General features: G+C 70.1%; 10 protein-coding genes. 7 read left to right on the forward strand and 3 right to left on the reverse strand.

Annotation, left to right across the window (positions count from 1 at the left end; all coding sequences use genetic code 11):
- The first annotated feature begins 64 nt into the window (after positions 1–64).
- Positions 65–1,240 carry a cytochrome P450 gene (locus ABZ470_RS38360; protein WP_362917830.1) on the forward strand — a complete coding sequence of 392 codons (1,176 nt, stop codon included), beginning with the start codon at positions 65–67 and terminating at the stop codon, positions 1,238–1,240.
- 15 nt (positions 1,241–1,255) lie between these two features.
- Here the strand turns inward: ABZ470_RS38360 and ABZ470_RS38365 are convergent, their stop codons facing one another.
- On the reverse strand, positions 1,256–3,514 hold the full coding sequence (locus ABZ470_RS38365; protein WP_362917746.1) for a hypothetical protein: 2,259 nt from the start codon (positions 3,512–3,514) through the stop codon (positions 1,256–1,258).
- Between the two features lie 539 nt (positions 3,515–4,053).
- On the opposite strand from ABZ470_RS38365, the gene leuS reads away from it, so the two are divergent.
- Complete coding sequence (gene leuS / locus ABZ470_RS38370; RefSeq protein ID WP_362917748.1) at positions 4,054–6,540, forward strand: leucine--tRNA ligase; 2,487 nt, start codon at positions 4,054–4,056, stop codon at positions 6,538–6,540.
- Between the two features lie 76 nt (positions 6,541–6,616).
- On the opposite strand, the gene lexA is transcribed toward leuS, so the two are convergent.
- Positions 6,617–7,327, reverse strand: a complete 711-nt coding sequence (lexA, locus tag ABZ470_RS38375) for a transcriptional repressor LexA (protein ID WP_362781739.1) — start codon at positions 7,325–7,327, stop codon at positions 6,617–6,619.
- Between the two features lie 199 nt (positions 7,328–7,526).
- On the opposite strand from lexA, the gene ABZ470_RS38380 reads away from it, so the two are divergent.
- From ABZ470_RS38380 to ABZ470_RS38400, 5 genes are all read left to right on the forward strand, one after another.
- Complete coding sequence (locus ABZ470_RS38380) at positions 7,527–7,877, forward strand: hypothetical protein (RefSeq protein ID WP_362917751.1); 351 nt, start codon at positions 7,527–7,529, stop codon at positions 7,875–7,877.
- 483 nt (positions 7,878–8,360) lie between these two features.
- A complete protein-coding gene (gene nrdR / locus ABZ470_RS38385) occupies positions 8,361–8,822 on the forward strand; it encodes a transcriptional regulator NrdR (RefSeq protein WP_184715543.1) in 462 nt (153 codons plus the stop codon).
- An 84-nt stretch (positions 8,823–8,906) separates the two neighbouring features.
- A complete protein-coding gene (locus tag ABZ470_RS38390) occupies positions 8,907–11,747 on the forward strand; it encodes a vitamin B12-dependent ribonucleotide reductase (protein ID WP_352015908.1) in 2,841 nt (946 codons plus the stop codon).
- Positions 11,748–11,881: 134 nt separating this feature from the next.
- Positions 11,882–12,799 carry a MerR family transcriptional regulator gene (locus ABZ470_RS38395; protein ID WP_362917753.1) on the forward strand — a complete coding sequence of 306 codons (918 nt, stop codon included), beginning with the start codon at positions 11,882–11,884 and terminating at the stop codon, positions 12,797–12,799.
- Between the two features lie 109 nt (positions 12,800–12,908).
- Entirely contained in the window at positions 12,909–13,301 is a 393-nt protein-coding gene (locus tag ABZ470_RS38400) for a VOC family protein (protein WP_352015906.1), read from the forward strand.
- A 5-nt stretch (positions 13,302–13,306) separates the two neighbouring features.
- On the opposite strand, the gene ABZ470_RS38405 is transcribed toward ABZ470_RS38400, so the two are convergent.
- Entirely contained in the window at positions 13,307–13,777 is a 471-nt protein-coding gene (locus tag ABZ470_RS38405) for a rhodanese-like domain-containing protein (RefSeq protein WP_362917756.1), read from the reverse strand.
- Position 13,778: the final 1 nt, after the last annotated feature.

The following is a 13,778-nucleotide window of genomic DNA, read 5'->3' on the forward strand; positions in this document are numbered from 1 at the left end:
AGCTGGGGTGACCGTCTCACTGTCGGACATCGACCTCTCGAAAATCTCCTTCTGGGAGCGTCCGATGGCCGAGCGGGAGGAGGCCTTCGCGTTGCTGCGCGCCCAGCCCGCCCCGATGAGGTTCACCGAACCCGACATCAGCTTCGCCCTGCCGGGGACGGGCTACTACGCGCTGGTGAGGCACGCCGACATCGTCGAGGCCAGCCGCAACCCCGAGATCTTCTCCTCGGCACGCGGGGCGACGGCCATCCACGACCTGAGTCCCGAGTTCGGCGAGTACTTCGGATCGATGATCAACATGGACGATCCCCGGCACGCCAGGCTCCGCCGGATCGTCTCACGGGCCTTCACCCCCAGGATGATCGGTGGCTTCGAGGCCGACGTGCGCGCCGAGGCCACCAGGATCGTGGACGACCTGATCGTCAAGGGGCCGGGCTGTGACTTCGTCACCGAGGTCGCGACGAGGCTGCCCCTGAAGATCATCTGCGACATGATGGGCATCGGCGCCGAGCACTACCAGACGGTGTTCGACGCCTCGAACGTCATCCTGTCCGGTGGCGACCCCGAGTTCATCGAGGACGTCAGCCGTGCCGCCGAGCTGCTCCTCAGCGCGGGACAGTGCCTGCAGGACCTCGTCGTCTCCCTGGCGGCCGAGGGCGGTGGCCCGCTGATCACCTCGCTGACCAGCGCCGACATCGACGGCGAGAAGCTCACCGTGCGTGAACTCGGCTCGTTCTTCATCCTGCTGGTCGTGGCGGGCAACGAGACCACCCGCAACGCCATCTCCCACGGCCTGAAGCTGTTCACCGACAACCCCGAGCAGCGCGCGCTGCTCCTCGACGACCTCGAAGGCCGCCTGCCCGGCGCGGTCGAGGAGATCCTCCGGCTGGCCTCACCGGTGGCCTGGATGCGCCGCACCCTCACCCGCGACCACGAGATGAACGGCCACCTCTACCGCGAGGGAGACAAGGTGCTGCTCTACTACTGGGCGGCCAACCGTGACGAGGCCGTCTTCACCGACCCGCTGCGCTTCGACATCCGGCGCGCGGGCGGCCCCCACGTGGCCTTCGGCGGCCCGGGACCGCACTTCTGCCTGGGCGCGCACCTGGCCCGCAGGGAGATCTCCGTGATGTTCCGTGAGCTGTTCACCCGGCTTCCGCACATTCGCTCCGTCGGCGAGCCGGTCCGGCTGCGCTCCAGCTTCATCAACGGCATCAAGCACCTTGAGTGCGACTTCTGAGACCGGACGCGGGTCCTAAGAGGAGAGCGCCTTGATCGAGGTGAAGACGGTGTTGATGTCCGGCAGCAGCTCCTTCTTGCTGTCGGGCACCGACATGTAGACGATCGAGGGAAGGTCGGCGCCGGTGCTCACGGCCGCCACGACCATGGTGGTCTTGGTGTCGCCCGTGGTGATCTCGTAGGCGGACAGCTGTCCGGGCAGGCCGTTGACGGTCAGGGACTGCTGGGCGGTCTTGCGGGCGGTGTTGTCCTCGGGGAAGAACTTCTTGCGCGCCGAGGCGGCCACCGCGTTGGTCACGGGGGAGAGATTCTCCGGTGAGGTGTACTTGTCCTTCAGCCGGGACGGGAGCACCCCCGACATCAGCTGGGCGAACTGTGTCCTACCGGCGGAGTCGGTGCCCGCGGCGACGTACTGGCGGGTGGTGAAACCGTAGACCGTGGGCACGGTCCTGCGCTGGTCCTCCCGCCACTCTCCGCCCAGCCGTGTCACACTGATCGCCGCCGCCTGGTCGGCCAGGGTGCCCGAGACCGGCGACGCCTTGCCGGGGAAACGCGGAAGACGGCCGAGCGTCTGGGACTTCGGCGGCTTCTTGGACGTGGCGGAGGGCTTGGCGCTGGGAGCGGGGTCCGCCTCGTTCGTCGCGGCGAGCGGACCGGCCATGAACGCCCACAGCAGCGCGCCGACCAGCGCGATCACCACCGACCCGACCAGCGCGAAGACCCAGACCGGCCTGCCCTGCTCGTCGAAGTCGTCCTCGTTCCCCATGGCCTGGTAGTTGTCGCCGAAGACCGTGTCCCACAGCTCCTGCTGACGTTCGGGCGGCGGGGTCTTCGGGCCGCTGATCTGGCCCGCGGTGACGAAACGCCTGTTGGGGTCGGACGGGTCCTGGCTCAGGTGGTGACCGGGCTGCCCGGGGTGGCCGAACTCATGCTGCCCCGGCTGCCCCGGGTATGCCGGTTGTCCCGGTTGCCCGAAGGGCTGAGCCTGCGGCGGGAGCGGAAGGTCGGCCGGATGCCGTGTCGCGGACGCGTCGTAGGCGGGCGCCGTCAGCGGGTCGTTCAGGGGGTTGTTCGGCGGGCCGCTCAACGGGTCGACCGGCGGGGCGTTGCGGGGGGCGTTGAGCGGGTCGTTCAGCGGATCGGCGCGCGGGGTGGGCTCGGGCGCGGTCGTCGCGGCGAGGGCCCAGACGGCGGGGTTGTTCGGCACCCCGAAGCTGCCCCGGGCTGCGTCCTCGCCGAAGGGCGCGCCGTCACGGCTCGGCTCCTCCTGAGGAGGGGTCGACCACGTGTGCGACAGCGGGTCCCGCACGGTTCCCTCGGCCGCGGAGGGCGGCCACACGGGGTTGTCCCCGGGCACGGCCGACGGCCACGCGGTTGCCCCGGGCGCCGGGTCTCCCGCGGGCGCGGTGGGCCCCGCGGCCGGAGCGGCGGGTGGCCACCCGGTGTTCTCGGCGGAGGCGGACGGCCAGGCGGAGCCGTTCGCCTGGGCCGTCGGCGGCCACACGGCGTTGTCCTGCGGCGCGGCGGACGGCCAGGAGGCGTTTGCGGTGGCGGGCGGCTGCGCGGCGTCGTCCTGTGGGGTGGTGGCGGACGGCCACCCGGTGTTCTCGGCGGTGGCGGGCGGCCACACCGGGTTGTCGGCGGGTGCCGCCTCCGCCGGGGGCTGCGGGTCCCACCGGGGCTCGGCACTCACGGGAGCGGCCTCGGGAAGCTGGCCTCCGTATCCGCCGGCCAGGTCGGGGTCCGGCCTGAGGGCGTCCTTCGGCTGCGGGGTGAACGCGTCGCTCCAACTGGTCGTGGCGCTGGAGGCGGGGCGGTCCCGCGGATCGGCGGGCGCCGTACGGGCTGCCTGGTCCCACCCGGTCCCCGCCGGGGAGTTCCAGCCGGACGCCGGATCGGTGACGGGAGGCTGGGTGGGGACGCCCTGCCGGGGGGTCTCCATGTCGTCGGGCGCGCCCCCCGAAGGGGAGGCCAGCGCCTGGTCCCAGCCGCCGCCGAGAGTCGCGGAGCCGTTGGAGGACCCGCTGGGAGCCCCGTTGGGGGTCTGGGACGGCGTCGGCTGGCTCCAGCCGTATTCGGGCGTGCTCGCCCCCGCCTGCTCCCAACCGGCGCCCGGCTGTCCCTGGCCGTCGGCGGGCGAGGCCGGCTCCTCATGGGGGAGGGGAAGTCGTGGCGACGAGGCGCCGAAGGAGTCGTTCGCCCAGCCGGACGTCGTCTCCGCCGCCTCCGGCCACGCCGGAGGCAGGTGGGGCTGGCTGGGCTGCTCCGGGGCCATGGCTTCCTTACCTTCCGCACGGGTGCCCGAATTATGGGTATTCGGCATGGTCTCACGGGAGGCAGGGATGTTCGCAGGGAAACCGGAGAACGCCCCCCTGAACTGGAGTCCTGTGGGGTCGGTCGGTGGATCCTGCATCGGCAGGCCGGCCTCCAAGGGATCCGGGCCCTGCCCCGGCTCGACTGAGTGTGCCACGGTGAGAAGAGTAAACTGACGGGACATGCGAGGTCACAACGGATGTGTCCCCATCAGGTCTCGGCCCGCTCCAGGCACGTGATTGCTCTTATTGTGCTGGATCGCCGGACGGGCGTCCTCCGTTTACCGTGATCCAATTCGTTTCCCCAGGCCACGAATACGGCTTGCGGACTGCGATAGTCTTGCCGTATGCGTGCCGCGACCCTGCTGCTTACCGGGCCGCATCGGCCTTCTCGGCGTTAGACGCCCGCCGGTGCGGCTGCCCTTCGCATGAGCGGAGGGTTTTTCTATTGGGCCGGACGGGTCAGATCATCGCAGCAGACGTATACCGAGGGAAGATTGACGTGAGCGAGCGAGCCGACGTGAACAGCGACGAGCAGCACTACGATCCGCAGGCACTGCAGGTCAAGTGGCAGCGGCGGTGGGAGGAACTGGACCCGTTCCACGCCTCCGACGACCCCGCGGACCCGCGTGAGCGTCGCTACATGCTCGACATGTTCTCCTACCCCTCGGGCGACCTGCACATGGGTCACGCCGAGGCCTTCGCCATCGGTGACATCGTGTCGCGCTACTGGTTCCAGCGCGGCTACAACGTGCTGCACCCGATCGGCTGGGACTCCTTCGGCCTGCCCGCGGAGAACGCCGCCATCAAGCGTGACGCGCACCCGGCCGAGTGGACCTACGCCAACATCGAGACCCAGGCGGCCTCCTACAAGCGTTACGCGGTCTCCTTCGACTGGTCCCGCCGCCTGCACACCAGCGACGCCACCTACTACCGGTGGACGCAGTGGCTGTTCCTGCGCTTCTTCGAACGCGGCCTGGCCTACCGCAAGGGCGGCCTGGTCAACTGGTGCCCCAACGACCAGACCGTGCTGGCCAACGAGCAGGTCGTCGGAGGCAGGTGCGAGCGCTGTGGCGCCGAGGTCGTCCGCAGGGAGCTGACCCAGTGGTACTTCAAGATCACTGACTACGCCGACCGGCTGCTGGACGACATGGCCCAGCTGGAGGGCGGCTGGCCCGAGCGCGTGCTGACCATGCAGCGCAACTGGATCGGCAGGTCCGAGGGCGCGGACGTCAACTTCGTGATCGAGGGTCGCGACGAGCCGGTCACGGTCTACACCACCCGCCCCGACACGCTGTACGGCGCGACCTTCTTCGTCGTCGCCCCGGACGCCCCGCTGGCCGAGGAGATCGTCTCCGACGAGCAGCGGAAGGCCTTCGAGACCTACCGGGCCGAGGTCGCCAAGCTGTCCGACATCGACCGGCTGTCCACCGAGAAGGAGAAGACCGGCGTCTTCCTGGGCCGCTACGCGATCAACCCGGTCAACGGCGAGCGCATGCCGGTCTGGGCGGCCGACTACGTGCTGTCCGACTACGGCCACGGCGCCATCATGGCGGTTCCCGCCCACGACCAGCGCGACCTCGACTTCGCCCGCGCCTTCGACCTGCCGGTGCGGGTCGTCGTCCACACCGGCATGGCCGACCCGGGGGAGACCGGGATCGCCACCGCGGGTGAGGGCACCCTGGTCAACTCGGGGCCGCTGGACGGCCTGTCCAAGGCCGAGGCCATCCACAGGATCATCGAGGTGCTGGCCGGGCGCGGGACCGGCAGGGCGGCGGTCAACTTCCGCCTGCGTGACTGGCTGCTGTCCCGCCAGCGTTTCTGGGGCTGCCCGATCCCGATCATCCACTGCGCGGACTGCGGCGAGGTCCCGGTCCCCGACGACCAGCTGCCCGTCACCCTGCCCGACATGCGTGGTGAGGCGCTGGCGCCCAAGGGTGTCTCCCCGCTGGCCTCGGCCGAGGACTGGGTCAACGTCTCCTGCCCCAAGTGCGGCGGAGCCGCCAAGCGTGACACCGACACGATGGACACCTTCGTCGACTCCTCGTGGTACTACCTGCGTTACGTGGATCCGACCTACCTGGACGGTCCCTTCGACGTGGAGAAGGTCCGCAGGTGGGGGCCGATCGACCAGTACGTCGGCGGTGTCGAGCACGCGGTGCTGCACCTGCTGTACTCGCGTTTCTTCACCAAGGTCCTGCACGACATGGGCATGCTCGACTTCACCGAGCCCTTCCTGCGCCTGCTGAACCAGGGGCAGGTCATCAACCAGGGCAAGGCGATGTCGAAGTCGCTGGGCAACGGGGTCGACCTGGGCCAGCAGATCGACACCTACGGCGTCGACGCGGTCAGGCTGACCGTGCTGTTCGCCGGCCCGCCCGAGGACGACATCGACTGGGCCGACGTCTCCCCGGCCGCGTCGCAGAAGTTCCTGGCCAGGGCCTTCCGCGTCATGGCCGAGGCCGGTGCGGGCTCCGCGCCCGGCGCCGACTTCTCCACCGGTGACCTGGAGCTGCGCAAGGTCGTCCACCGGACCGTGGACGAGGTCACCAAGCTGCTCGACTCGTACCGCTTCAACGTCGCGATCGCCAGGATGATGGAGCTGACGACCGCCGCCAGGAGGGCCATCGACTCGGGCCCCGGTGCCGCCGACCCGGCGGTGCGCGAGGCCGCGGAGACCCTGGCGGTCATGCTGTCCCTGGTCGCGCCGTACGCGGCGGAGGAGGGCTGGGAGCGGCTGGGGCACCCCGCCTCCGTCGCGACCGCCGGGTGGCCGGTCGCGGAGGCGGCGCTGCTGGTGCAGGAGACCGTCACCTGCGTCGTACAGGTCGCGGGCAAGGTCCGTGACCGTCTGGAGGTCTCCCCGGAGATCTCCGATGCTGACCTGGAGGCACTGGCGCTGGCGTCGGAGAAGGTGCAGGCCTTCCTGTCCGGCGCGCCCCGCAAGGTCATCGTCAGGGCCCCCAAGCTGGTCAACATCGTTCCCTGACCGTGAACGCAGAAAGGAGTGACCCTCGGTTTGAGGGTCACTCCTCGCGTTCCGGGAGAGATGCCGCCGGGGCGCCTCAGAGCTTGCGCAGCACCGCCACGACCTTGCCCAGGACGGTGGCCTCGTCACCGGGGATCGGGTCGTAGTTCGTGTTGTGCGGAACCAGCCAGACGTGGCCGTCCTTGCGCTTGAAGGTCTTGACCGTGGCCTCGCCGTCGATCATCGCGGCGACCACGTCGCCGTTGTCGGCGACGGGTTGCTGGCGGACGACCACCCAGTCGCCGTTGGCGATCGCGGCGTCGATCATGGAGTCGCCCGTGACCTGGAGCAGGAAGAGGGTGCCCTCGCCGACGAGCTGCTTGGGCAGGGCGAAGACGTCCTCCACGCTCTCTTCGGCGAGGATCGGGCCGCCGGCGGCGATCCGGCCGACGAGCGGCACGTAGGCCGCGGTCGGGCGGTTGACCGAGGTCTCCTCGGCGTTGGCGTCGGGGTCGACCCACAGCACCGGCTCGCCGGGCAGGCGCACCTCCAGGGCACGCGGGCGGTGCGGGTCACGGCGCAGGTAGCCCTTGCGCTGCAGGGCCGTCAGCTGGTGCGACACGCTGGAGGTGCTGGTCAGCTGCACCGCCTCGCCGATCTCGCGCATCGACGGCGGGTAGCCGCGCTGCTGCACCGAGTCGCGGATCACCTCAAGGATCTTGCGCTGCCTGGGGGTGAGGCCGAGGGAGTCACGCCTGCGCACCGCCAGGTCACTGACGGCCGCGCCGCTCTCGTCGCGCTCACTCATATGATCTCCTCGCTCCCGGTCTGTATTGGTTGCGTCGCACACAGCGACCGTACCTCCGCCGAAGATCATACTCAAACATTTGTTCGAATGGTCCTCGAAATCGGTGGCGGCGTGGTGTACAACATCGTACGGGAGTTCGATCGACATCGTGTTCGATTCGCCGATCTTTCTTCGACATGTGTTCGGCCAGGTCGAAGAGATGGGGGGCACCGTGAAGGCGGCCACGAGGACAACCAGGCCCACGTTGACGCTGGTCAGGGGCACCGGGGAGACGGCCGCCAAGGACGCGGGCCGTGGGGCGGCGGGGGGCGGGCGGCCCGTCGCGCGTCCCCGTGGGACCGCCGCGGGGCGTGCGGGCCGTACGGTTCCGGCGGTTGCGCGGAGGCGGGCCGTCGCCGGGGGGAGGGTGGCGCACGCGACCGTCCGGCGGAGGCGCGCCCCGGTCAGGCTGACCCGCAGGGGGAGGGTCGTGGCGGTCCTGGCGCTCGTGCTCCTCGTTCTGGCGGCCTTCTGGGCGGGTGCCCTCCTGGACGCGGCCCTCGCCTCCTAGAAGGCTTTCCGGGGCGCCTCGACAGGCCTCTGCGGGCCCTGTGGCCAGTGGGGATCCTGGGCGCTCCGAGGAGGGGCAGGCGGGGGCGCCGACGACGGAGCGTGACGACGCGCCCCGGGCTCACCCGATAATGGACCTCGGCGATCAGCCCGTTCGCACGCCCCGGGGAGGGGTGCCGCATGTCCGGACGGCGCCCGCGGGGCCGTACCGGAAGGGCGACACGCCCGGCTGACGCCCTTGAGCTGCGCTGATCGGCGACTTCGCTCGGCAGGCCCTTCCTAACTTGCGTTCATGGTCCGACACTCCTACGGTTGGACCACAACATCTAGTGGCTTCATCATTCCGCTCCACCATAGATTGTGTTTCTATTACCGCATCTCGACCATTCGAGGGCGTGCGTGAGCGTCTCCACACGGAGATCGCAGAGCCGGCGGAGCAACGCGAGGAAGATGAGCCGCTGGGCAAGTCAGGGAGGCGACACGCGTGCACTGTCCGTTCTGTCGTCATCCTGACACGCGGGTCATCGACAGCCGGTCGACCGAGGACGGCAGCGCCATCCGGCGCAGGCGCACCTGCCCGGAGTGCGGGCGCAGGTTCACCACGCAGGAGACGGTGTTGCTCATGGTGAGCAAACGCAGCGGGGTGACCGAGCCGTTCTTCAGGGACAAGGTGATCGCCGGTGTCCGGCGTGCGTGTCAGGGGCGCCCGGTGAGCGAGGACTCGCTGGCCCAGCTCGGCCAGCGGGTCGAGGAGAGCATCCGGGCGACCGGGGCCGCGGAGATCGCGGCCCACGAGGTCGGGCTGGCGATCCTGGGCCCGCTCCGCGAGCTCGACGAGGTGGCGTACCTGCGTTTCGCCTCCGTCTACCGGGGCTTCGAGACCCTGGCCGACTTCGAGGCCGAGATCGAACAGCTGCGCGCCGAGCGTTCCGCGCGGCGCGACTGAGTCAGTCCCCGGGCGCCGGGGGAGTACGCGGCGTGTTGAACTGGTCCGACTGGGGGCTCCATGGAGCCTCGGAAGGGGGAAGTCATGACGGAGACGGTCAACGGCGCGGTCGCGCGCGGGGGCAAGCGGCCACGCAAGGGACTGAAGATGAAGCGCATCTTCACCACGCCCGGGGTGCACCCGTACGACCAGGTGACCTGGGAACGCCGTGACGTCGTCATGACCAACTGGCGGGACGGCTCGGTCAACTTCGAGCAGCGGGGCGTCGAGTTCCCCGACTCCTGGTCGGTCAACGCCGCCAACATCGTGACCACCAAGTACTTCCGGGGCGCCGTCGGCACCCCGCAGCGCGAGTGGAGCCTGAAGCAGCTCGTCGACCGGGTGGTCGGCGTCTACACCAGGACCGCGGTCGAGGAGGGCTACTTCGCGACCGAGGAGGACGCCGAGATCTTCGACCACGAGCTCAAGCACGCCCTGGTCAACCAGGTCTTCAGCTTCAACTCGCCGGTCTGGTTCAACGTCGGCACCGCCTCCCCGCAGCAGGTCAGCGCCTGTTTCATCCTGGCCGTCGACGACCAGATGGAGTCCATCCTCGACTGGTACAAGGAAGAGGGTGTGATCTTCAAGGGTGGTTCGGGCTCGGGGGTGAACCTCTCCCGGATCCGTTCCTCCAAGGAACTGCTCTCCAGCGGCGGTACGGCCAGCGGCCCCGTCTCCTTCATGCGCGGCGCCGACGCCTCGGCGGGCACCATCAAGTCCGGCGGCGCCACCCGCCGCGCGGCCAAGATGGTCGTCCTGGACGTCGACCACCCCGACATCGAGGAGTTCATCGAGACCAAGGCGCGCGAGGAGGACAAGGTCCGCGCGCTGCGCGACGCCGGGTTCGACATGGACCTGGGCGGCAAGGACATCGTCTCCGTCCAGTACCAGAACGCCAACAACTCCGTGCGCGTCTCCGACGAGTTCATGCGGGCCGTCGAGAACGGCGGTGACTTCGGGCTGCGCGCACGCCTCACCGGCGAGGTGATCGAGAAGGTCGACGCCAAGTCCCTGTTCAGGAAGATGGCCCAGGCCGCCTGGGAGTGCGCCGACCCCGGCGTCCAGTACGACGACACGATCAACGACTGGCACACCAGCCCGGAGACCGGCCGCATCACGGCGAGCAACCCCTGCTCCGAGTACCTCCACCTGGACAACTCCTCCTGCAACCTGGCCAGCATCAACCTGCTGAAGTTCCTCAGGGACGACGACACCTTCGACGTCGCGGCCTTCGTGAAGCTCACCGAGCTGATCATCACCGCGATGGACGTCTCCATCACCTTCGCCGACTTCCCGACCGAGAAGATCGACCGGACCACCCGGGCCTACCGTCAGCTCGGCATCGGCTACGCCAACCTGGGCGCGCTGCTCATGGCAACCGGCCACGCCTACGACTCCGAGGGCGGCCGGGCCATCGCCGGGGCCATCACCTCGCTGATGACCGGCGCCTCCTACCGCCGCAGCGCCGAGCTGGCCGCGGTCGTCGGGCCGTACGAGGGCTACGCCCGCAACGCCGAGGCGCACAAGCGCGTCATGCGCAAGCACGCCGCGGCCAACGACGACCTGCGCACCCTGGGCGGGATGGACCGGGTCATCCACACCGAGGCCTCCCGCCAGTGGGCCGACTGCCTCAAGCTCGGCGAGAAGAACGGCTACCGCAACGCCCAGGCCTCGCTGCTCGCGCCGACCGGCACCATCGGCCTGATGATGGACTGCGACACCACCGGCATCGAGCCCGACCTCGCCCTGGTCAAGTTCAAGAAGCTCGTGGGCGGCGGCTCCATGCAGATCGTCAACCAGACGATCCCGCGGGCGCTGCGCCAGCTCGGCTACCAGGAGGAGCAGGTCGAGGCGATCGTCGAGTACATCGCCGCGCACGGCCACGTCGTGGACGCCCCCGGTCTTCGGCCCGAGCACTACGAGGTGTTCGACTGCGCCATGGGAGAGCGGGCCATCGCGCCGATGGGCCACGTGCGGATGATGGCGGCGGCCCAGCCGTTCCTGTCCGGTGCCATCTCCAAGACCGTCAACCTGCCCGAGTCCGCGACGGTCGAGGACATCGAGCAGGTCTACATGGAGGGCTGGAAGCTCGGCCTGAAGGCCCTGGCCGTCTACCGCGACAACTGCAAGGTCGGCCAGCCGCTGTCGGCGGCGGGCAAGAAGACCGAGGAGAAGGCCGAGCCGGCCGAGCCCGAGGTCCAGGTCGTCGAGGTCAGCCGTCCGACCAGGCGCCGGATGCCGAACCAGCGGCCCAGCACCACCACCCGCTTCACGGTGGGTGGCGCCAAGGGTTACATGACCGCCTCGTCCTACCCCGACGACGGTCTCGGCGAGGTCTTCCTGAAGATGTCCAAGCAGGGTTCCACCCTGGCGGGCGTCATGGACGCCTTCTCCGTGGCCATCTCCATCGGCCTGCAGTACGGCGTGCCGCTGGAGACCTACGTGGGCAAGTTCGTCAACATGCGCTTCGACCCGGCGGGCATGACCGACGATCCGGACATCCGGATGGCCGCCTCGGTGATGGACTACATCTTCCGCCGCCTGGCGCTCGACCACCTGCCCTACGACGAGCGGGCCGCCCTGGGGATCTTCTCGGCCTCCGAGCGCGCCGCCCAGCAGCGGGGCGAGGACCCGGCCCCGATCGCCGCGGACGAGGTCATCGCCGAGCTGGCCACCTCCGCGCCCATCGAGCGGCCCCAGCCCCGCTCCGAGACCCGCGCCCAGACCGTCGAGGTGGCCGCCCCCGAGCGCGCCGCGGGCTCCCTGGAGTCGCACCAGGGCCGCACCGCCGACGCGCCGCTGTGCATGACCTGCGGCACCAAGATGCGTCCCGCGGGCAGCTGCTACGTCTGCGAGGGCTGCGGCTCGACCAGCGGCTGCAGCTGACACGGCCTGAACCGGGGAGCCGGTGAGCCACATGGCTCACCGGCTCCCCGTCGTCTCTCCCGATCGCGGGGAAAGGGAGCATCGCGGGAAAAGGGAGTTGAGTCTCCAGTGAGTGGAGACGGCACAGTGGTGCCGTGAGCGAAGGCACGGAGCTTTTCACGATCGGGCAGCTCGCCCGCCGTACGGGACTGCCGGTGCGGACGATCCGTTTCTGGTCGGACAGCGGTCTGGTGCCGCCGACCGGGCGGTCCGCGGGCGGCTACCGTCTCTACGACGCGCGGGCGGTCGCCCGGCTCGACCTCGTCAGGACCCTGCGCGAACTCGGGTTCGGTCTTGAGGCGGTCGAGGAGGTCCTGTGCCGGGCCACGACAGTCGCCCAGGTCGCCGAGACGCATGTCGCGGCGCTTGAGGCGGAGATCCGTACCCTGCGGCTGCGCCGCGCCGTGCTGAGCACGGTCGCCAAGCGCGGCAGCACGATCGAGGAGGTGTCACTGATGCACAGACTGGCCAGGCTGTCCGCGCGGGAGCGGCAGCAGATCATCGATGACTTCGTGGACCGCGTCCTCGCCGGGGTCGACCCCGGCGAGGGCCCGGCGCTGGGCATCGCGAACGGCATGCGGCAGGTGAACACCGAACTGCCGGACGAGCCGAGCCCGGAGCAGGTGGACGCCTGGATGGAGCTGGCGGAACTCGTCGAGGACGAGGACTTCCAGCGCCGGGTCAGGGAGATGGTGGTGGCGGGCCAGAACGCGGACAGCCCCGCAGACCCGCTGGACCACCAGGCCGTCATGGAGCACGCCGTCCCGGCCCAGGCGGCGGGGGTCGCGCCGGACTCGGCCGAGGGGAGGGCCGTACTCGACCTGATCGTCGCGCCGGAGACCCGGGCACAGGAGCGGGTACGGCTGGCCGAGCAGGTGGAGCTGTTCAGCGACCTGCGGGTCGAGCGGTACTGGCAGCTGGTGGGGGCCATCAACGGGCGCCCGCCGTTCCCTCCGGCCGTGGCGGCCTTCCTCTGGCTGGCCGCCGCGCTCAGGGCGTCCGCCGAGGCGTGAGTCGTCTGATTCCTGCAAGACCGTGGATGTGACCTCCGGTTAGGTTGGGCCGTGCGCGGCCCCGGGACGCGCGCACCGAGCACGGCACCTCAACCGGAAAGACATTGATATGCGGGCACGTCTGAGTTTCGTGGGAATCGTCGTCAAGGACATGGCCAGGTCGCTGGCGTTCTACCGCCGGCTGGGCCTGGACCTGCCGCCGGAGGCGGACGGGGAGCCGCACGTCGAGGCGGAACTGCCCGGGGGGCTGAAGCTCGTCTGGGACACGGTCGAGACGCTCCACGGTTTCGACCCGGGCTGGCGGCCGCCCACCGGAGGCTCCCGGACGGCGTTCGCCTTCGAGTTCGACACCCCCGCCGAGGTGGACGCCGCCTACGACGAACTCGTCTCCCTGGGCTACGAGGGCCACAAGGAGCCCTGGGACGCGTTCTGGGGGCAGCGGTACGCCATCGTCCACGACCCCGACGGCAACGGCGTCGATCTGCTCGCCGCGAACGGCTGAGGGCGTCAGCAGGCGCAGGAGACGCCGAGGGCAGGGGCGGTCAGCGGGTCGGGCGCACGCCGGGAGACCCCCTCCGAGGTCTCGACGGGCAGGCCCTCCCGGGCCCAGTACTCGAAGCCGCCGATCATCTCCTTGACGGGGTGACCGAGCCTGGCGAACTCCAGGGCCGCCCTGGTGGCGCCGTTGCAGCCCGGTCCCCAGCAGTAGGTCACCACGGTCGCCCCCGTGGGGACCACCTCGGCCGCGCGGGCGGCGATCTCGCCGGTCGGCAGGTGTACGGCTCCCGCGACGTGGCCCTGAAGCCAGGCCTGGACGCCACGTGTGTCGACCACGACGACGTCCGGGACTCCGGCCGCCAGGTCGGCGGCCACGTCGGAGACGTCGGTCTCGAAGGCGAGCCGGGCGGCGAAGTGGGCGATCGCCGTGGTGCTCCCGGCGGCGGGGACCGCGGTGACGGCGGATGAGGGGGCGGACATC

It is taken from the genome of Streptosporangium sp. NPDC020072, from assembly GCF_040631445.1.
GTDB lineage: Bacteria > Actinomycetota > Actinomycetes > Streptosporangiales > Streptosporangiaceae > Streptosporangium.